Source organism: Arthrobacter sp. MP_M4 (genome assembly GCF_035984855.1).
Lineage (GTDB): Bacteria > Actinomycetota > Actinomycetes > Actinomycetales > Micrococcaceae > Arthrobacter.
Window position 1 is genome coordinate 1 of sequence record NZ_JAXCHX010000041.1, and the last position, 17819, is coordinate 17819.

A 17819-nucleotide genomic window follows, 5' to 3' on the forward strand; every position below is an offset into this window, starting at 1 on the left:
CAGGTTGAATGCGTAGTAACACTCATCCCAGCAGGACCACGAGTCCTCTTCTAGCTACAACACGAACCTATTTCCCCGGGAACCTTGAAGAGCCCCCGTAGGTCCTGGGTACAAGGGATACAAGGAAGGCATGCAAACGGCACCCAATTGACCTGCGGAGTTGCACCTTGCAAGTTGACGGGTGAGTAGCGGTCAAGGTGGACGAATACGCTCCGGGCCTGCCCCTGAGCCGTAGTCAGTCTTTGGCGTAGTACTGATCAGGAGTAACGCCCGTTGGGTTTCCCGTTGAGGACCTGATGAATAAATTGACCTCGAGATTGACCCGGAGCTGTGAACTCCTCCCAAACGTCTGGCGTGCACCCTCCATACCACCACTGAACCCCACCTTTAGGGAATTCCACATAGATCATCTCGACGTCAGGGTCATATCCCTCCGCCACAATGCGTGTCGATGCCACGGGCTGCCATTTAAAGGTCATTGTTTCTCCATCTCATAGATACCCCGCCATCTGGCCAGGGCAGGCGCAATATCCCGTGTTCCGTGACTATTCCGCCAAGAATCCAAGGACGGATCTTCAGCCAACGGTAGTGGGTCCGGGCGATCCAACAAAGCTCGGGTGGGCAGAACGAGACCTTCTCCACTTATTATTGCTTCACCTGTTCGAAGGGATGGAAGCGTCTCTGCTAATCCGGCCACACTGTCCGGCAAAGCCATGCGAATCTTGCCCTGATCGGCGCTGTTGCTCAGTCGCAGTGCAATAATCGTCCCGCACTGAGCCAATGCTGTATCGGGGAGGTCTGAGGGCCTCTGAGTGACGAGCATCAAACCAATGCCATATTTGCGCCCCTCGCGTGCGATCTTATTCGCCGCATTCCTAGCAATGGGGGCCGCGCCATCTCCTAGGTATCGATGAGCCTCCTCAAGCACGATCAGGACTGGATTTGGGCGTCCGATTCCCACAGATCCATTCGGCGTGCGGATTGCTACATCAAAGAGCAGCTTTAATATGACCCCGATAGCAAGTTCGGCGGCGTCATCGGGCACACCATTGAAATCAAGAACGGACACGGGCTTAGACCCCCCGATCCAGGAATCGACCGCATACACCAAAGGGTCGGGACCTTCCGGAGTACCTGAGGGCTCCAGAAGGAACGCTAGGCGTGGATCCAGCAGCCCGAGCCTCAGTAGCTCAGGAGTGCTCCCATGTGTTCCGAACATGGGGTTCTGCATCGGTGGTTTTCCGCCAGGACCATTGGGAAGGTATGCGTTAGGGGTGAGTGTTTCTGCGCTCCCCATTTTCTCCACGCAAACCGTCGACGGGTCTTGCTTGTCTCGACGAGTCTCACGATTCTCGGAATCAAGCCGGAGCCATGCTTTCCGAATGTCAAAAGGCACTGGAGTGTCAGCAGTCACGGCACTCGGATTCAGGTGGAGCCACGATGCACTAATCACAAATTCGCGTCTCGCATCTGCCACTAATGTTGTCCAGGTTTTCTGAGTGGTCGGCCCACCTGAGGACCCGGCAAAAACCCGAAGAATATCTACTGCGGGGAGAGCCCAAAAGGGGACGTGCAGTCGCGATTCCCCGCTGCCGAGTACTGATCGTATGGAGGCATGGTGTGCCAGAGCGTGTCCATACTCACCGTGACTGTCAATAACAACAATGTTTGCAGCCGGCCAGTGTCCGTTTGAGAAACCTTGGAGCAAAGATGCGACGGCACTGGTTTTTCCTGACCCAGTCGAACCAACGACGGCAGAGTGGCGCACGACGAGCTTGTTGACGTCAAGGGCGACAGGAATCGCCTGAGAAGACGATAGGCGACCAACCCGGATGTGGGTAGTAGACGGGTTGGGATAGACGGCTTCAAGTTCTTCTGTCCGCGCGAAATGTACTTGATCGTCAAGCCCGGGGTACGAACCGACGCCGCGGCGAAACTGTCGTGTGCCTCGGTCGATTTCACCCAAAAGCTGTACTTGTAACCATCTCTCACCCACGGGCGACGATTCCCGAGGACCAAGACCAAGCGTTAGTTCTGAGATACCCACAAGAGTTACGGTGGCAATGAGGTCAACCATTCCTTGTGGGAGGCGGACGAGCGAGCCGATTTGACCTATTTGTTGAAGCTGCCCCTTATAGATTGGGGCAATGCCCGCTAAGTCAGGATCCAGAGCTACTGTAATCTGCGAGCCGAGTACGTGACGTACGCGTCCAATATAGGTTTCATCTTTAGCTCCCATTGAGCCCACCAGCATCCGTCAGCTGCGTACTGGCTGCCCGGGCGGATGAACTCCGCGCAAGGAAGGTTGCCAGCTGGGCGAAATCGCCCAGATGGCATCGGTCGTCGTTCCAGACATCTGCCGGCAGCATCGCGGTCGATTCTGGACTGGACCACGGCGCTCGGATCCCGCCAATAATGGCCTCTTTCTGAGTTATCACTTGGAGGTTGGGGGTTTTGAGAGCCATGTCTCCAAGGGTAGGAGGTATCTCGGCATAGCAGAAAGCCACAACCTCCGACCGAGGCCGACGAGCCACAGCATCAAAGATCAGTTCGTTAAGGTGATCGTCGGCCCACGAGTAGCCTGACACCAGAAACAGTGTCTCGGGCTCGTTCAACGCGCGCCGCATTCGGTCTTGAAGAACCACGAAAGGCATTCGGCGGGATTCCTCGTACTTCGCATCCGAAGGAAAAATGGCAGCTAGTTCGCCAGCAGGAATGGCCGATCCCAACCTGACAACTTGGTCCATCGGACCTTCCGTGTCCCAGGTCCAGTTCACGGATCCGTGAAGCTTCCACAGGCGTGCATAGAAGGAAGGAAGCCACACGTCAGTGTCTCCGGGCGCAGCCTCTACCATGTCCGTTCGGAAGCGGGCTTTGAGGGAACCAACGAAGCCATCGAAGTAAGGAACGCCCTGCGCCTCAAGAGCTTGTTCAAGCAGCGAATCATAATTCACGGTGAAAAGCTCGATCGGCTTCACATAATCTGCTCTTGCAACCCAGGCTGCCAAGTTACGAACCGGATTAAGGTCAACCTTTGTCGTCGACAGCTCAGAAATAATTAGTCGACAGATAGCCGTATCTAAATCTTTGGCCTGACTCCCGGTCAAACCATCGACGACATCATCGGATTCAACCACGGCTTGAATCCTTCGGAGGCGGCTGAGTGCCTGTTCAAGATTTCTCGTTGAAGTGATTCGATTGAATGCTGCCAACTCAGCGCCCTTTAGCTGTGCCTTTATCCGCGCCTGCAGTGTGGCTACATCTGGCAAACCGCAAGCTTTCGAGGTTCCAGCGCCTAAAAAGCCGCAAACATGGCGTGATCGAGTTGCGAGTTTAGCGCTCAAACCGCCTGCAAATAGGGCAGGGTCATGGGTAGTCATGATGCTGACAGTAACGAACTTTTTCCTGGAGCTCGGTCATTTGTCGGGAGCCGGGCAAGTCTAGAAGCTGGAAGTAACTTTTCACCCGTGAACTCGGTACAGTGCGTCGCCACGTATCAGCTTCAAATCGATTCCGGGACGGCCAGAACCTTTCTGTGATCCTTCCGCGGCCCAGGACCTCATCGTGATGGTCGGGCGCGCAGGCGAGAAAATCGGAGTCCCATCACCGCGGATCGTATCCGCGCCAGAGGGATGATTCCAGCGCGCGCAGCAGGGGAGCGGGGCCGACTTTCAGGAGGTCGACGGGGCGAGATCCGGTAAAGGCCTTGGAGGGGGTGACCATCAAGAGGGTGGAGTAGTTGTGTGGGAGGTCCAGCTCCATGGCTCTCCGAAAAAGCACTGTGACGGTTGGCTGAAGTTGTCCACCGGGAAGGAACTGGAATCCGGGGCAGAAGGTACCGTCGTCAATGATCTGTTTACCGGACTAAGTTGACGGTTCACAGTGCGTGTCGTCGGCTGGGACGAACCTCGTCAGCGTCATGCTTTGGTCATGGATCTCTCGGATCGCAGTTGGGATCGGCATCGGGCGGAGGGGCTGACTGTCGCAAACGTCGGACGGGTGATTGCTCGCTCCGGTGTTCCTGGGTTCGTTATCCTCGACGCGGTGGGAGAGGAGTTCGCTCCTGCGACGGAGTATCTGCTTGAGCTGGCAGCGTCGGATCGTTCGCCTCAGACGGTACGAACCTATGCCTTGTCGTTGCTTCGGTTCCTTCGATTTTTGTGGGCCATCGGTGTCAGCTGGGAGCAGGCAACGTCCCTTGAAGCGCGCGACTTCGTGTTGTGGGCGCGCCAGACCGAGAAGTTCGTCGGGAATCGTAACGTCCCGCAGCGGCGGGGGAGCCGGAACCTTGTCACGGGAAAGAAGCATCTCGGAATGCGTTACTCACCCTCGACGATCAACCACACGACGACGGTGTGTAAGGAGTTTTTCGCTTTCCAGCTTCGGGTGGGTGACGGGCCCATCGTGAATCCTTTCGAGCGGCGCCGCGGGCGAGCCCATGCGCACCATGATCCTCAGCGGGAGTTTGCCCCGGTGCGGCGACAACCCTTGCGTCAGCGCGAGGCGCACCGGGTGCCAAGATCAATCCCGGATGGAAAGTTTAACGATCTGTTCCGGCGTTTGCGGTCCAACAGGGACCGGGCGTTGGTGGCGTTTTATGTCAGCAGCGGTGCACGGGCGAGCGAGCTTCTCGGGATCACGGGCGACAGGGTCAACGTGGGTGACCAGCTGATCGGCGTTTACCGCAAAGGCGGCCAGCTGCAATGGTTGCCCGCGGCGCCTGATGCTTTCGTATGGCTTCGGCTCTATCAGCTCGAAGGAGGCGTTGCTGGCCCGGATGCACCGGTTTGGCTCACGCTGCGGGGCGAGCCCCGTCCTCTGACATACGAAGCTATGCGCGCCGTCCTGAGACGCTGCAACGACCTGCTCGGTTCGAACTGGACGCTGCACGATCTGCGGCACACGTTCGCGATCCGAGCGCTCGAGGGCGGGATGGGCCTTCACGAAGTCCAGGAGTTACTGGGTCACCAGTCGCTGACTACGACCACGGTTTATGCGGTTCCGCATATGGAGGAGGTCATCGAGCATTACCGGGCCCATCTGAGCAGCAGGACTTCCCCTGCCGCTGACAGTTCACCGACCGGTCAGCCCTATAACCCCGATGAGTTGCGCGTGCTTTGGGGGAACCAGTGACAACTCCGCCCATCAATAAGATCCAGACCGCACGACGAAGCTGGAATGACCACACGCCGCCACCACAGGAACAACAACCGCCTGCACTGCCGCCCATCCCTCCTGGACCGCTGACCAGCGCCAGCATTGAGGACATCATCAACCGTCTTGAGGACTGCAGCCAGTACTGGCCACAGCTGCATGAGCACAGGGCGCGCATTCGGCGCTTACTCGGTCATTTGAGGCAGTTGCCGGGTGAAACCTGGCAGGACCGCTGGGCGCTGTTCGAGGGCCAGGTAGGGCATGACGCTCTGACGTGGCGGCTCAGAATAGCCGGCGGTTCAAGCAAGAACACGAAGAATCGCAACGAGGTCGAAGGACTCAATGCGGCGATGGGACCGCTGCTGGCTCTGGACGTCATGCGCCCGTCCCACCGGTGGATCGCGGGTCAGCGCTTTGCCTTCTGGAAAGCACTCAGCCGGTTCCGGGATCCCGCCCACACAGCTGAACTCGAAAACGCCCTCGTCCGTGCGAAGGCTTCACCGGCCCAGGCCACTAGCGGGATCCTCACCTTAGGTCGCATTCAGGCCCATACAGGCAAATCGATCCGCCAGCTCACAGCCGAAGACATCCTCGACCTGACTACCCAGCTTCCCGGGAAGCTGATCGACGTCAGCCGCAGCGGGCTGACCGCCGTATGGCCCGTGCTGCACGGGCTGGGATGGATCAGACACGATTCCGGGACCATGCCCACACGGCTCCGCGTCGGACCGAAAACGGTGGATGAGATGGTCGACTACTACGACATCACCGGCCCCTGCCGGGAACCACTCATACGCTATCTTCAGGTCCGGTCGGCTGGCCTCGACTACGCCTCGCTCTGTGCTTTGGGAAGGTATCTGGCCGGCCTCTTCTTCGCCGACATCGTCAAGCACTACCCAGGCCAACGCAGCTTCGCGCTGACTCCGAAGCAGGCTGCTGGCTGGAAAGCCAGAGTCAAAGTTAAGGCCGACGGCTCGCCGCGCCGGGAAGTCTACAGCGTCTTCTTCTCCGTCCGGGCGTTCTATCTCGACATCAGCCAATGGGCACTCGAAGATGCCTTCTGGGCGCAATGGGTCGCCCCAAGCCCCGTAACCTTCGCGGAAACCCGTGGTTACGTGAAGCACCGGCGCGCGACCATCGCAACGATGCAACAGCGCACCCGTGAGCTGGCTCCCGTGTTGCCCCGTCTGGTGGAGGCTGCCGAACAGGCCCTCCGCGCCGCAGAAGCAACCCTGGCGGATGCCAAGACGGCCGGCGCCGGCCAAACTATCGACATGGACGGCGAGGCTTGGGAAGTCTTCCAGAGCAGTGAACATGCGCATGTCCGGATTCGGCGCAATGGAAAAGACCGGGACCTGTCCTTTGAAGAGGACAACGCCTTCTGGACTTGGGCGCTTGTTGAGACACTTCGACACACCGGTGCACGGATCGAAGAAGTCCTCGAGTTGGTGCACATGAGCATCCAGCCCTACAAGGTTCCAGGGACCGGGGAGACCATACCGCTGCTGCACTTCGCTCCGAGCAAGACCGACACAGAGCGTCTGATGGTGGCAGGCCCCGAGCTCGTGCACGCGCTCTACCGAGTGCTCTCTCGTATCACCAAGGACACGGGTGGTGCACCGCTGACACAGCGATGGGACTCAGCCGAGAAAGTGCTGAGCTCACCCCTTCCGCACCTGTTCGTCCGCCGCCGTGGCGCCGGACCGCCGAACGTGATGACGACGGCCACCGTCTCCACGCTGCTCAATGACTTGGCAGGACGCGCACAGATCAAGGTCAGCGGTGCCGAGGTGAGGTTCACCCCGCACGATTTCCGTCGCATCTTCGCGACCGAGGCACTTGCCAGCGGCCTGCCTCCACACATCGTGCAGGTGCTGATGGGGCACGCCAGTCTGGCGACGACTCAGGGATACGCAGGGATTTATCCCAGGGACATCATCCGGCACCACCGCACCTTCATCGTAAAGCGACGGGTCATTCGGCCCACCGAAGAATACCGCGAACCAACCGCCGCCGAATGGGACGAATTCGAAGCCCATTTCGTGCAACGCAAACTCAGCCTAGGCAGCTGCGGCCGAGCGTATGGCACAGGCTGCCAACATGAACATGCCTGCGTTCGCTGTGCCCTTCTCCGTCCGGATCCCAGCCAGATCGACCGGCTTCAGGACATCATCGATAACCTCGGGGAACGCATTACCGAAGCCGAACAGCATGGCTGGATCGGCGACGTCGAAGGCCTGCGCGTCACTCTTAACAGCGCTGAACTGAAGCTCGCACAGATGTATAAACTTCAAAGCCGCAATGACCGAGAATTCGTCGACCTCGAAACCCCACGAGTCAGGAATCTAAAGGAAGCCAACGACCGCTGACGAGAACGGCACGACAGGCTTTGTCATTTCTCGCTCAAGACTTCTTCTTGGCCCTGCGGTTCAGCGCAAAGGCCAGTGCCCCAAAGAAAACGCTCAGGAGGCAAATGGCAACAGAGACGTAGTCACCACGGATGAGTTGTATCAATGCCAGTATGGCCAGCAATCCTGTCCCGACCATAAGGAGAATCAGCCCAGTTTTTTCGCTCAAAGTAGTTCCCTTCCACTGCCGACGAGAAGGGCGGCCTACTTCAGCGCCTCCCACAGGAGAGTCTCTTCCACCTACCGTATTGGCTTCCCACTCCAAGGCCAAGGTATGAGCGATGACTGGTTGGAGCACTGGAGGCTGAATCGGGGGACGTCCCCAGCCTCAGTAGTCCGGATAAGAATACCCGGACGAACTGCCGCATCACGGTTTCGGGGTCTTCCATGAGCTCGGAGAGCTGACGCCGAACCAATTCCAGGGGCGGCAGCGTGAACTCCGCCCGAATCGCCGCCCACGTCTGACTGGTGATCAGTCGCCCGTTCACTCTTCTTCGGTTGTTTCGTCGGCGTCGCTGATGCTCTCCAGCACCCAGTGCGTTGTGAGCGGATTCCGGCGGATTATGACGGTCCGGAGGATCGAGTTCGTGCCTGAGCGGACCTGAAGGCGCCAGAACTCAATGCTGACGAGGTCACCGCTGCCGACGGCCGCGCTACGCCGCGTATCCCACCAGGTGTCTCGTCCGAACCAGTGCTGAGAGTCGATATCGGGATCGACAAGCCAGATCCGTCCGTCGTGGCGGATGGCCAGGGGTTTGCCTGCCGGGCCGGTGCGGACCTGGACGTCGTGGGTCTGCGAGGCGGCTTCGGCGATGGTGCTGGTCATGGTGTTGCGTTCTTTCGTGGTGCGGTCGTGCGGGCGTCTTTGGGTTAGGCGGCTTTGACGAGGGGGAGTTCGTCCCAGTGCGTGGTGTACCGGGGGGATAGCATGTCCCGTTTCATGGTCCAGTCCGGCCCGCCCCGGATTCCGCCGTGGCCCAAGCCGATGGAACCGCGCCCGTACCGGCGGGTGATGTCTTCCAGGAGGGTTCCGACGTGGCGTTCCTCGTGCTGGTTTTCGAACAGGGCCAGGGGTGCCTGGTTGCCGGAGGGCCTCAGGTCGGTGACCATGATGCCGGCCCTGGCGTACCGGATGCCCTCGCAGATGCGGGGCAGGAGTGCGTAGGCTGCCTTGGTGAGCAGCACCGGGTCCGCGGTCGGCATCGGCAGCGGCACGTACACGGAGGGGTAGGAGGTGTCGTTGGGGTTGAAGTGTGAGGTGCCGGCGAACGCGGTGAGGACTTTGGCCTGGAGCCCGTGTTTCGCCAGCCGCGCGGAGGCCTGCTGGCCGTAGACGCTCATAACCTGCCGGATGCCGGCGGAGGTGGTGATGGGGGTGGCGAAGGAGCGGGAGAAGATGAGCTGGTCCCGGCCGATCCGTTCTTCCTCCATCGGGATGCAGGGGGTGCCTTGGAGTTCCAGGACGGTGCGCATCATGACGACGGAGAAGCGGTCCCGGATCATCACCGGATCGGCCCGGGACAGATCAAGGATGGAATGGATTCCCAGGGCGTTGAGGCGTTTGGTCAGCCGCGTGGCGACACCCCAGATCTCGACGACCGACAGGCGGCGCATCAGCGATTCCCTGTCCGCGGCGGGAACCGAGTCCCAGTTGCAGACCCCGTCGAACGCGGGGTTGTTCTTAGCCCATTTGTTCGCCAGCTTCGCCAGGGTCTTCGTGGGCGCGATCCCGACGCAGACCGGCACGCCGACGTTCCGCCGTACGGCAGCCTTCATGGACCGGCCCAGGGCCAGGAGCTCCTCCGGGGTGCCTTTGACGCCGAGGAACGCCTCGTCAATGCTGTAAACCTCCAGCCAGGCGGAGTAGCGGCCCAGTAGTTCCATCACGCGGGCGCTGATGTCGCCGTAGAGCTCGTAGTTGCTCGAAAGGCCGACGAGTCCCCATTCCTTGGCGCGCGGGGCGAGTTTGAACCACGGCTCACCCATGGCGATGCCGAGGGCTTTGGCCTCCGGCGACCGGGTGACGGCGCAGCCATCGTTGTTGGACAAAACGACGACGGGGCGGCCCTCCAAGGACGGATTGAACGCACGCTCGGCCGAGGCATAGAAGCAGTTCACATCCACGTGGGCGATCTGCGCCATATGATGCATGAGAGCCGGCTTAGACATTGCTTGCCCCGTTCCGGCAAAGCTCCCGTTTGACGCAATAGCGCATCTTACACATGGTGCAGGCACCGGGTGGCGACGCCCCAGATGACCAGGTCCGACACCGAGGGCACCCGGATATCCGGGTAGGCCGGGTTCTCTGCCTGCAGCACCACCCCGGTTCCCGTGATCCGCAGCCGTTTGATGGTCAGCTCTCCATCCAGGACCGCGACGACAACGGACCCGTCCCGTGGTTCTAGGGCCCGGTTGACGATCAGTTCGTCGCCGTCGCTGATGCCGGCGCCTTCCATCGAATCCCCGGAGACCCGCACGACGTAGGTGCTGGTGATGTCCTTGATCAGATGTTCGTTCAGGTCGATCCGGCCGTCAAAGTAGTCCTGCGCCGGCGAGGGATACCCGGCCGCGACAGGGACCGGAGAGATCAGAACCGACAACAGCGACATACCCGCGTTTATCACACGGGGACCGACAACAACGCCCACAACACACCCTTGATTCGAATATATGTTCGATTGATTCAGTGTAGCCCGCCCGGCCGACAAAAAGTTGTTCCCTGCGGAGTGGCATCCGATGCAGGATGCCCAAGGGGGTGCGAATCCGTCCCGGGCAGCAAGACCAGTCATGTCGCCGCACCCGGCCGCCTCCATGAAGTCGTGAGCCCAAACCCCTCATTCCATTCGAAGACGATAGATGGAGCGCCCGATGTTGCTGGCAGCTGTGGATCCCGGAATCACCCCCAACGCCAACTTCCCCTTTCTCGAATCGCTGAAACAGATCGGCGGCGGCATCCTCGTCGGCGCCTTTATCGTGATCGCCATTGTCGCGATCATCGGAGCCGCGATGCTCTTGGCAGGCAAGCTGAGCCAATCGTCACGGCTGGCGTCGGGCGGCGGCATGATCCTGCTCTGGACTGGGCCCGTGGCCGCGATCCTGGGCGGCATTAACGGCTACATTCTTTGGTCCCAGTCGGCGTTCAATCTCGGATTCTAGGTCCGACTAGTCATGCCGGTTCAGTGTGATCTGAACGGATGGTGGCCGCCGGGATGTGGTCTCGTCTCCCAGGCCAACGACGGCGTTCAAAGTGCCATAACGTCGTTCTTCGCAAACATTCTCCAAAACATCGCCTCCTGGATCTGGTCATTCATCACCGGCGCGTTCAGCTTCTCAGACGTGGATGAATCGCAGTGGACCGCCGTCGAAGGGCTCACGAGCTGGTGGGTCGTCGTCATGATGACGCCCCTCGTCGTGGCCATGATCCTTCAGCTGCTGTCCGGTCTAATCAGCCAACAACCCCGCCGTCTTGTGCGGGCCCTGGTAGGCGGGGCCGCCGCTGTCCCGATGGTGGCAGGTGCGGTGTACTTGGTCCGCCAGCTCACCAAAGTCAGTGATGCGGCGTCGACGGCGCTTCTCGGCTCCATGGGAACGGATCCCTACGTGCTGTTCATGCGGCTCTTCGGCTTCGAAAAAGCTCCGGCCGGCGCCGGCAGAGAGTGGAACGTCGTCTCTCTGGCTCCCGGGTCCACGGGAGGCGCGGCCGGAGCGGTAGTCGTCACCGCCATGGCAGTCATCGTTGTCTGGGTTCTGGCGTTCATCCTGATGTGTTCAATGATTTTTCGATCCTTTGCGCTCCTCGTGCTTGCCGCAGTCGCCCCGGTCGCTCTCATGCTCATGCCGTGGGAGAAGACTCAAACATGGGCTCGGCGGTGGTGCGAGATCGTCGTCGCGTTGCTTCTCGCCAAGCCGTTGGCCGCGACCGTGCTGGCCGTGGCCATCAAGCTCTTTGCCGAGGCGAAGTCATTCGCCGGATTGGCAGCCGGCGTGGTCGGCATGGCCTTGGCTTGTGGTGCCCCGCTGATGGCGTTACGCCTTGTTAGTTTCGCCGGTGGTGAGCTTGCAGCAGCCGCGCAAACTGCGGGCGGCGGACACGTACTCTCTCGAAGCTCTGGCGTTGCCGCCAGGCAGATCAGCCGACAGACTGGCGGCCGCTTCACGCTCGCGGGCCTGGCATCGCACTCAACTGCGAATCGTCCGATCCAGTCGAGCCGACCGCAGTTTCCCACTCGCGTGCTGCCGCCCCGGGCTCCACTGCCGCAATCGCTGACAGGAACGACCTCGCCCCAGACTCCTGAGGGTAATGACACCGCGTTGATGCTCGACACCGGCGCCACGGCCACCGGGCGACCGTCGCCCCGGGCGCGCGGCAACCGGTGCGGGTCGGATTCGAGTCCGGGCGCACCGCGCACCGGGCCGGGCACGCGTGCAATCGGCGAGCAGCCCCCGGCGCCGAGGCAGCCGGCTGATCCGGCGGCTCCTCGACCGGCACCACCGCCACCGGCCTCTCGCACCGCACCACCGCCACCGGCTCCTCGACCGGCACCGCAGCCGGTCACCCCGCCGGGGCCGCCGATGGCAACCCCAGGCCCGCCCATCCGACAGCAACCAGTCGTCCAGTCCCCGAAGGATGGTGACACCCATGTCTGAAAATTCACGCGCTCTCGAGGCTGTCAAATTCCCCCGGTACGAGCGTCGCGGTTTGTTCATGGGTTTGAAGTGGTATCAGTTGCTGCTGCTGGCGGCCGGGGTCCTTGTAGCCAGCACGGCATCGGCAATCAGCGGGCCAGTCGGCCTCTTCGCATCCGGGCCATTGTGGCTGTCGCTCATCCTGCTCGGGTTGCTCCAGTATTCGAGGATTCCCTACCCGGTGTGGGCCGGGCATGCTGCCCTGTTCTTTTACCGGTTGGCCGCCAAGCAAACCCGCTTCCTTATCAGGCCGGAGCGCGCAGCCTTGGCAGGCCGACTGGCGCTTCCGGGCGGATTGGGCAACCTGGAATTGCGTCGTACCTCAAACGGTGAGTCGTTTATTGTGGACGCCCGGGGCAGGGAGGCGATCGCCGTGCTGCGCTGCAGCACCAGATCATTTGCGCTCCTTGACTCTGACGATAAGGCGTGGGCGGTTCAGGCCTGGTCCCGGGTGCAGGCAGGCATGGCCCAGCGCAGCAGCGTCGCCAGAATCGCAGTCCAGGATTACACCGTCCCGTATCCCTCGTCGGCCCTGCGCGATTTCTATGAACGCACTGCCCCAGAGCGGGCAAGCACCCCTGAAGAACTCACCTGGGGCCAGCGCGCCTACGAGGATCTGATCGCTGCGGCAGGGTCGGCGATGAGCCACGATCTCTTGCTCGCACTCGTGGTGGACACCGGCAAAGCGCGACGCCGAATCAGGGAGTCAGGCGGGGGACTGGTCGGCGTCGAACAGGTGCTGCGGCTGGAGGTCGAGGCCATGACCACCGCGTTGGGCACGCATAGCGTCAGGGTGGAGGAGTGGCTTCCGGAGACAAGCCTTCTCGACGTCGTCCGTGGCGCCTTCGATCCGGCCGCGCCGGCAGCCCCGGTCCGACAGCCCGCAGTCAGCACGATGGCGCCGGGGCCCCAGAACGAAGAGCCCCAGGCGCCCAGCGTCACTGCCGGGCCAATGGCGGTCGAGGAGCACTGGACCTATGTGCGGACTGACTCCGGTTTTCATCAAACGTTCTGGATTGCCGAATGGCCGCGGCAGAAGGTCTTTCCGGGCTTCCTCCACCCCTTGATCTATGTCGGCGATTTCCGCCATACGGTGACTGAGGTGATCCGGGCTGTGCCGACAACTGAGGCGCTGCGGGACATTCGCTCCGCCCAGGAAGCCCATGAAACCAGGCGGCGGATCAACACGCGCTTCGACAGGCCGCTCACCCGGGAGCAACGGGCAGAGGAAGAAGAGGTGACCCAGCGCGAGGAAGAGATCGTCGCCGGTCACGGAGACGTGCGGCCGGCCGCGTACGTGACCATCACGGCGGGCACCCTCGAAGACCTAGCTCGACACAGGCAGGAGCTCGAGTCGGCGGCGGCGGGAGCCTTTGTCGAACTGCGGCTGCTGGCCGGGCAGCAGTGGGCTGGGTTCGTCGCTGGTGCGCTCCCGTTTGGGCGGGGACTGCGATGAAGAGGACAAGCCAATCGGTTCACTACGTGCCGGCGGGTGGGAACCGCCAGGAGCGGAAGGACCGACGCCGGGGCTCGGCTGCCGCGGACGGCAAACCGTGGGAGGGGATGCTCCAGCGAGTCGGAGAGACTATCGGCGCCGGGCTCGACAGAAGGGAGCGCGGCGGCGACTGGGGGAGCGGTGAACCGAATTCTCTGCGCGGCCCGCACCGCCTGCGCCCGGCACCGCACCGGGCGTCCACTATGACCTTTGCCGCTGCCTACCCGTTTATCACCGAATCGGGCCTGGGCCACGAGGGAACATACATTGGCACAGACGTCTTCGGCTCGGGAGCGTTCTCCTACGATCCATGGATTCTCTATGACAAGGGCGTCATCAGTGGCCCTTCGATTGTTGTTATCGGCACCGTGGGGACAGGGAAGTCTATGTGCGGAAAGTCCCTGGTGGCCAGGTCGGTCACGCTGGGTCGGAAGGCTGCTGTCGCTTCCGACCCCAAGGGTGAGTGGGTTGCCGTCGCCAACGCCGTTGGCGGGAAGGTTATCTCTGTGGGGCCCGGCCGGGCTGCCCGGGTCAATCCGCTCGACGCCGGTCCGCGGTCCAGTGCGCTGAGCGAGGCGCATTGGCAGGCAGTGGTCCGCCAGCGACGCCGCTATCTGCTGGTGGCGCTGGTGTCGCTCATGCGACAGGGGATGCCGCTGCGTCCGGTCGAGCACACAGCCCTGGACATGGCGCTCATGGAGACCGTGGCCCAGAACTCGAATCCCACGCTGCCCATGGTCCTGGACCACTTATTGAACCCGTCGAAAGAAACGATCGGGCTGGTCGGCAAGGACGGGGGACAGGCAGTCAGCCACTCCCTCCGGCGCACGGTCTCGGGCGACCTCGAAGGCATGTTTGATGCACCCTCCACCGTCTCCTTCGACGCCGACGCGCCCATGATGGTCATGGACACGTCCGCGCTGATCGGTGCCTCGGAGCAGGCGCTGTCCCTCGCCGCGGCGTGCGGCGCCACCTGGCTGGAAGCCGCCGTCACCAATCCCGACGGCGGCAAACGGCTGGTGGTCTACGACGAAGGCTGGCGCATGCTGGCGGACCCCTACATGCTCGCCAAAATGAGCGAGCAATGGCGGCTGGCCCGCACCTACGGCATCGCGAATCTGCTGATCATGCACAAAGTGGCCGACCTCAACGAAATCGGCGACAGCACCAGCGGGCACCGCCAAAAGGCACTCGGCCTGCTCACCGAAGCCGACACCAGGATCATCTACCGGCAAAAGCACGATGCCATGCGCCTGACCAAAGAAGCCCTGGGGCTATCAGAGGCCGAATGCGAGCACGTGGAGAACCTCCCCAAAGGCGTCGGGCTCTGGAAAGTCGGGAACCGGTCCTTCATCGTGGCGAACAGGGTCACCACAGATGAACTGGCAGTCTTCGGCACCGACGACCGGATGATCTGAAAGCCGCCATGAACCGGCGGGCGGGAGACAATACTCCACTGGTCACGGCCGGGCTTATCGCTACGGCCGGCTATGTTTGCTTGTGCTTCCTCGTCCAGGGCGCAGCACATCTCCTGATGCTCTGGCGCTGCGGCGGCGGTCCGCCGTCGCCCTTCAACCCGGCCGCCGCCGTCGGGCTCCTAATCGGCCGGATCGATTGGATCGTCCGTCAACCACAAGGATGCGACGTCGGCACCGGCGCAGTCTGGTGGGTGGTCGGCCCGGTGCTATTCCTGACAGTCACGCTCGCCATCGGGTCTGTCCTGGTCTGGCGGAGGTGGAAGCAATCAGGTGCGTGGCTGCGCCAGGACATCCTGAACCGCGAGGGGATCGCCCGGCGCGCGGAAATCCTCCACGACTTCGGAGCCAGGGCCGTCCGAAGGCGAGGAAAGTTCACAAGGCCAGGCTTAGCCAACCCCCGGATCGAGGACGTGGCGTGGACTTTGGGACGTTCTCGCGGCGTCACGATCCACGTCTCCACCGAGGAATCCATGGTCATCCAAGGCGCGCCGCGCTCAGGCAAGGGCCTGTACGTGGTCATCAACGCGATCCTCGACGCGCCGGGCGCTTTGGTCACCACGTCCACCCGGTCCGACAATCTGGTGGTCACGATGAAGGCCCGCGCCACCGGCAGCAGGCCGGTAACAGTGTTCGATCCACAGGGCATGTCCGGGCTGCCTTCAACGCTTCGATGGTCTCCCGTCCGCGGCTGCCAGGACCCGGACACCGCCACCCGCCGCGCCCTCGTCATCACCGCAGACACGGAGATGAAGGGCGAAAACGCGGCCTGGCAAAAGCGCTCGCTGATCATCCTGCAATGCCTCCTCCACGCTGCGGCATTGTCCGGGGAAGGCGTCCGCGCGTTTCGCCGCTGGTCCTCGAGCCCTGTCCTGGCGCGTGAGGCGCTGGAGGTACTTAGCCGGCCCGAGTCTGCGCTGGGGTGGCATGCCGATCTCATGGGCATCCTTGAGGATGACCCCAGGAACACGTCGAACTCCTGGATCGGCGTCTCGGCTGCTGTTGCGCCGCTGTCATCGCCGAAAGTACTCGCCGCGCTGGACCCACTGGACGAATCCGAAGAATTCGATCCAAAAGCATTCATCCGTGACTGCGGAACCTTGTATCTGATCGGGACCCGCGCCGGAGCCGCGGCAGCAGGTCCGTACCTTTCGGCCCTGATCGATGACATCGACAATGCTGCCCGCGAGATGGCCTTTGTCGCCCCTGGAGGCAGGTTGGATCCGCCCCTGTCCCTGATCCTGGACGAGATTGCGAACCTGGCACCTTGGCCGGGGCTGCCCATCGCCCTCTCTGACGGCGGCGGCATCGGCATTTCCACTCTTGTGGTCCTTCAGTCGCTGTCCCAGGCGCGGACCGGCTGGTCTATCGATGAGGCTGCAACCATCTGGGACTCGGCCATCATCAAGGTGATCTTCGGCGGCGGCTCTGACGAGCGTGACCTTCGTTCGCTCGCCGGGCTGCTGGGGGAGCGGAGCCTGACCCTGAACACCCGTTCCTGGTCAGCGCAGGGCCGCCAGGACGGCGAACAGATCAGGGAGAGCCCGGTCTTGCCGCTCGATGAGATCCGGCGCCTGCCGACCGGCACAGCACTCATGCTGGGGCGTCGAACCCGCCCCATCCTGTTGGACCTGCGTGAATGGCACAAGCGCAAGGACGCCGCCGAACTTGGCCGGTCGAAGCTTGAGCTTGAACAAGCCCTGGCGGACGGGCACCGCCTGCGGCAGCAAGCAACCGTGGAGGCGAGCGATGGTGAGCCGTGATGACACCGAACGCTTTGAGATTCCCTCAGCAGGAGGAGACGACGACGACCTGACGGCCGAGCTTTTCCGATCCGCATTCCGGCCGCCCGGGAGGGCGACCGGCGTGACGTACCGTTGGCGGGAACTGACGGCGGTGCAGGCCGGGACCGTGTGGGGCGACCTGGCGGTGTGGGTCAGATGGCTTGTCGCCACGTACCAGCTGACGACGTCGGTGGTTCCGGATTGCTGGTGGCGACACACCGAGATCGTTGCCGAGCTGTACGCGCTGCACCGGGCGGAACTGGCCTCCTATGCCAGCGATGATCCCGGTTTCGGGCCGCTCGCCTTTCACGAGCGGCTGCCACACGCCGTCGAGCGTCTGCGGACCCATACCCGCACGGCCGGCTGTGTGAGCCTGCAAGCGCACAAGGAGCCCGCGTTGAGAATCCTCCGGTTGAACGCGCCGGGCTTCGTTGATTGGCAGGCGGCTTCCCACCAGGCCGGTGACGACTTCTGAAGTCATGCGGTCCGCGCCTGGCCGGACTTGAATCCTTGTCCACGGGGTAGGGCGGTTTCAAGTGGTCGTTGCAACGATGGGCTGTTCTGGGTTTGAGAGTAGTCGTTGCAGGGCTTGAGCGGGGGTGATTCCGCCGAGTTTTTTGCGGGGCCGGTTGTTGAGTTCGGTGGCGACTTCGAGCAGCCGACCGGGTGAGTGCTCGGAGAGGTCGGTGCCTTTCGGGAAGTACTGGCGGAGCAGCCCGTTTGACGCTCCTATGTTTGTCAACCGTGTTCGGGCGCCGAGGACTTGGCCGTGGACTCCATAACGCGGTAAAGGTGTCGGGCGAGGGTGCGCTTGAGG

General features: G+C 62.2%; 15 protein-coding genes and 1 pseudogene. 8 read left to right on the forward strand and 8 right to left on the reverse strand.

Translation table 11 applies throughout. The annotated features are described in order from the left end of the window. Positions 1 to 475 precede the first annotated feature (475 nt). The 3 genes from RCH15_RS18335 to RCH15_RS18345 form a co-directional block, all read right to left on the reverse strand. Positions 476 to 2239 carry an ATP-binding protein gene (locus tag RCH15_RS18335; RefSeq protein ID WP_326962088.1) on the reverse strand — a complete coding sequence of 588 codons (1764 nt, stop codon included), beginning with the start codon at positions 2237 to 2239 and terminating at the stop codon, positions 476 to 478. Further along, on the reverse strand, positions 2229 to 3380 hold the full coding sequence (locus tag RCH15_RS18340) for an SIR2 family protein (protein ID WP_326962089.1): 1152 nt from the start codon (positions 3378 to 3380) through the stop codon (positions 2229 to 2231). Before RCH15_RS18340 ends, RCH15_RS18335 begins: the two co-directional genes overlap by 11 nt. Positions 3381 to 3603: 223 nt before the next feature. Beyond that, a complete protein-coding gene (locus RCH15_RS18345; protein ID WP_326962090.1) occupies positions 3604 to 3762 on the reverse strand; it encodes a hypothetical protein in 159 nt (52 codons plus the stop codon). Positions 3763 to 3930: 168 nt separating this feature from the next. Here RCH15_RS18345 and RCH15_RS18350 point away from each other — a divergent pair, with 168 nt between their 5' ends. Continuing rightward, positions 3931 to 5133: a tyrosine-type recombinase/integrase gene (locus RCH15_RS18350; RefSeq protein ID WP_326962091.1), complete on the forward strand. Its 1203-nt coding sequence runs from the start codon at positions 3931 to 3933 to the stop codon at positions 5131 to 5133. After that, positions 5130 to 7523 (forward strand): tyrosine-type recombinase/integrase, encoded by a 2394-nt coding sequence (locus tag RCH15_RS18355; protein WP_326962092.1) that lies wholly within the window; start codon positions 5130 to 5132, stop codon positions 7521 to 7523. The genes RCH15_RS18350 and RCH15_RS18355 overlap by 4 nt, the downstream gene beginning before the upstream one ends. Before the next feature lie 34 nt (positions 7524 to 7557). Here the strand turns inward: RCH15_RS18355 and RCH15_RS18360 are convergent, their stop codons facing one another. From RCH15_RS18360 to RCH15_RS18375, 4 genes are all read right to left on the reverse strand, one after another. Further along, entirely contained in the window at positions 7558 to 7731 is a 174-nt protein-coding gene (locus tag RCH15_RS18360; protein ID WP_326962093.1) for a hypothetical protein, read from the reverse strand. A gap of 315 nt (positions 7732 to 8046) precedes the next feature. Continuing rightward, complete coding sequence (locus tag RCH15_RS18365) at positions 8047 to 8388, reverse strand: hypothetical protein (RefSeq protein WP_326962094.1); 342 nt, start codon at positions 8386 to 8388, stop codon at positions 8047 to 8049. Positions 8389 to 8432: 44 nt separating this feature from the next. After that, complete coding sequence (locus tag RCH15_RS18370; RefSeq protein ID WP_442784536.1) at positions 8433 to 9713, reverse strand: Y-family DNA polymerase; 1281 nt, start codon at positions 9711 to 9713, stop codon at positions 8433 to 8435. A gap of 65 nt (positions 9714 to 9778) precedes the next feature. After that, positions 9779 to 10210, reverse strand: coding sequence for a LexA family protein (locus RCH15_RS18375; protein WP_326962096.1), 432 nt, complete (start codon positions 10208 to 10210; stop codon positions 9779 to 9781). A 220-nt stretch (positions 10211 to 10430) separates the two neighbouring features. Here RCH15_RS18375 and RCH15_RS18380 point away from each other — a divergent pair, with 220 nt between their 5' ends. The 6 genes from RCH15_RS18380 (at position 10431) to RCH15_RS18405 (ending at position 17477) form a co-directional block, all read left to right on the forward strand. Then, a complete protein-coding gene (locus RCH15_RS18380) occupies positions 10431 to 10718 on the forward strand; it encodes a hypothetical protein (protein ID WP_250821336.1) in 288 nt (95 codons plus the stop codon). Between the two features lie 12 nt (positions 10719 to 10730). Beyond that, positions 10731 to 12209 carry a type IV secretion system protein gene (locus RCH15_RS18385; RefSeq protein ID WP_326962097.1) on the forward strand — a complete coding sequence of 493 codons (1479 nt, stop codon included), beginning with the start codon at positions 10731 to 10733 and terminating at the stop codon, positions 12207 to 12209. Next, positions 12202 to 13704 carry an SCO6880 family protein gene (locus tag RCH15_RS18390; RefSeq protein ID WP_326962098.1) on the forward strand — a complete coding sequence of 501 codons (1503 nt, stop codon included), beginning with the start codon at positions 12202 to 12204 and terminating at the stop codon, positions 13702 to 13704. The genes RCH15_RS18385 and RCH15_RS18390 overlap by 8 nt, the downstream gene beginning before the upstream one ends. A gap of 242 nt (positions 13705 to 13946) precedes the next feature. Next, entirely contained in the window at positions 13947 to 15161 is a 1215-nt protein-coding gene (locus tag RCH15_RS18395) for an ATP-binding protein (RefSeq protein ID WP_326962099.1), read from the forward strand. An 8-nt stretch (positions 15162 to 15169) separates the two neighbouring features. Next, positions 15170 to 16981 carry a type IV secretory system conjugative DNA transfer family protein gene (locus tag RCH15_RS18400; protein ID WP_326962100.1) on the forward strand — a complete coding sequence of 604 codons (1812 nt, stop codon included), beginning with the start codon at positions 15170 to 15172 and terminating at the stop codon, positions 16979 to 16981. Beyond that, positions 16968 to 17477 (forward strand): hypothetical protein, encoded by a 510-nt coding sequence (locus RCH15_RS18405; protein WP_326962101.1) that lies wholly within the window; start codon positions 16968 to 16970, stop codon positions 17475 to 17477. Before RCH15_RS18400 ends, RCH15_RS18405 begins: the two co-directional genes overlap by 14 nt. A gap of 57 nt (positions 17478 to 17534) precedes the next feature. On the opposite strand, the pseudogene RCH15_RS18410 reads toward RCH15_RS18405, so the two are convergent. Further along, positions 17535 to 17819 (reverse strand): annotated as a pseudogene (locus RCH15_RS18410) (hypothetical protein); the annotation flags it as partial.

Bases quoted from the DNA above. Each gene is read 5' to 3' on its own strand.
- RCH15_RS18335 (WP_326962088.1), bottom strand. From the start codon at position 2,239: ATGGGAGCTAAAGATGAAACCTATATTGGACGCGTACGTCACGTACTC.
- RCH15_RS18340 (WP_326962089.1), bottom strand. From the start codon at position 3,380: ATGACTACCCATGACCCTGCCCTATTTGCAGGCGGTTTGAGCGCTAAA.
- RCH15_RS18345 (WP_326962090.1), bottom strand. From the start codon at position 3,762: ATGGAGCTGGACCTCCCACACAACTACTCCACCCTCTTGATGGTCACC.
- RCH15_RS18350 (WP_326962091.1), top strand. From the start codon at position 3,931: ATGGATCTCTCGGATCGCAGTTGGGATCGGCATCGGGCGGAGGGGCTG.
- RCH15_RS18365 (WP_326962094.1), bottom strand. From the start codon at position 8,388: ATGACCAGCACCATCGCCGAAGCCGCCTCGCAGACCCACGACGTCCAG.
- RCH15_RS18370 (WP_442784536.1), bottom strand. From the start codon at position 9,713: ATGCATCATATGGCGCAGATCGCCCACGTGGATGTGAACTGCTTCTAT.
- RCH15_RS18380 (WP_250821336.1), top strand. From the start codon at position 10,431: ATGTTGCTGGCAGCTGTGGATCCCGGAATCACCCCCAACGCCAACTTC.
- RCH15_RS18385 (WP_326962097.1), top strand. From the start codon at position 10,731: ATGCCGGTTCAGTGTGATCTGAACGGATGGTGGCCGCCGGGATGTGGT.
- RCH15_RS18390 (WP_326962098.1), top strand. From the start codon at position 12,202: ATGTCTGAAAATTCACGCGCTCTCGAGGCTGTCAAATTCCCCCGGTAC.
- RCH15_RS18395 (WP_326962099.1), top strand. From the start codon at position 13,947: ATGACCTTTGCCGCTGCCTACCCGTTTATCACCGAATCGGGCCTGGGC.
- RCH15_RS18400 (WP_326962100.1), top strand. From the start codon at position 15,170: ATGAACCGGCGGGCGGGAGACAATACTCCACTGGTCACGGCCGGGCTT.
- RCH15_RS18405 (WP_326962101.1), top strand. From the start codon at position 16,968: ATGGTGAGCCGTGATGACACCGAACGCTTTGAGATTCCCTCAGCAGGA.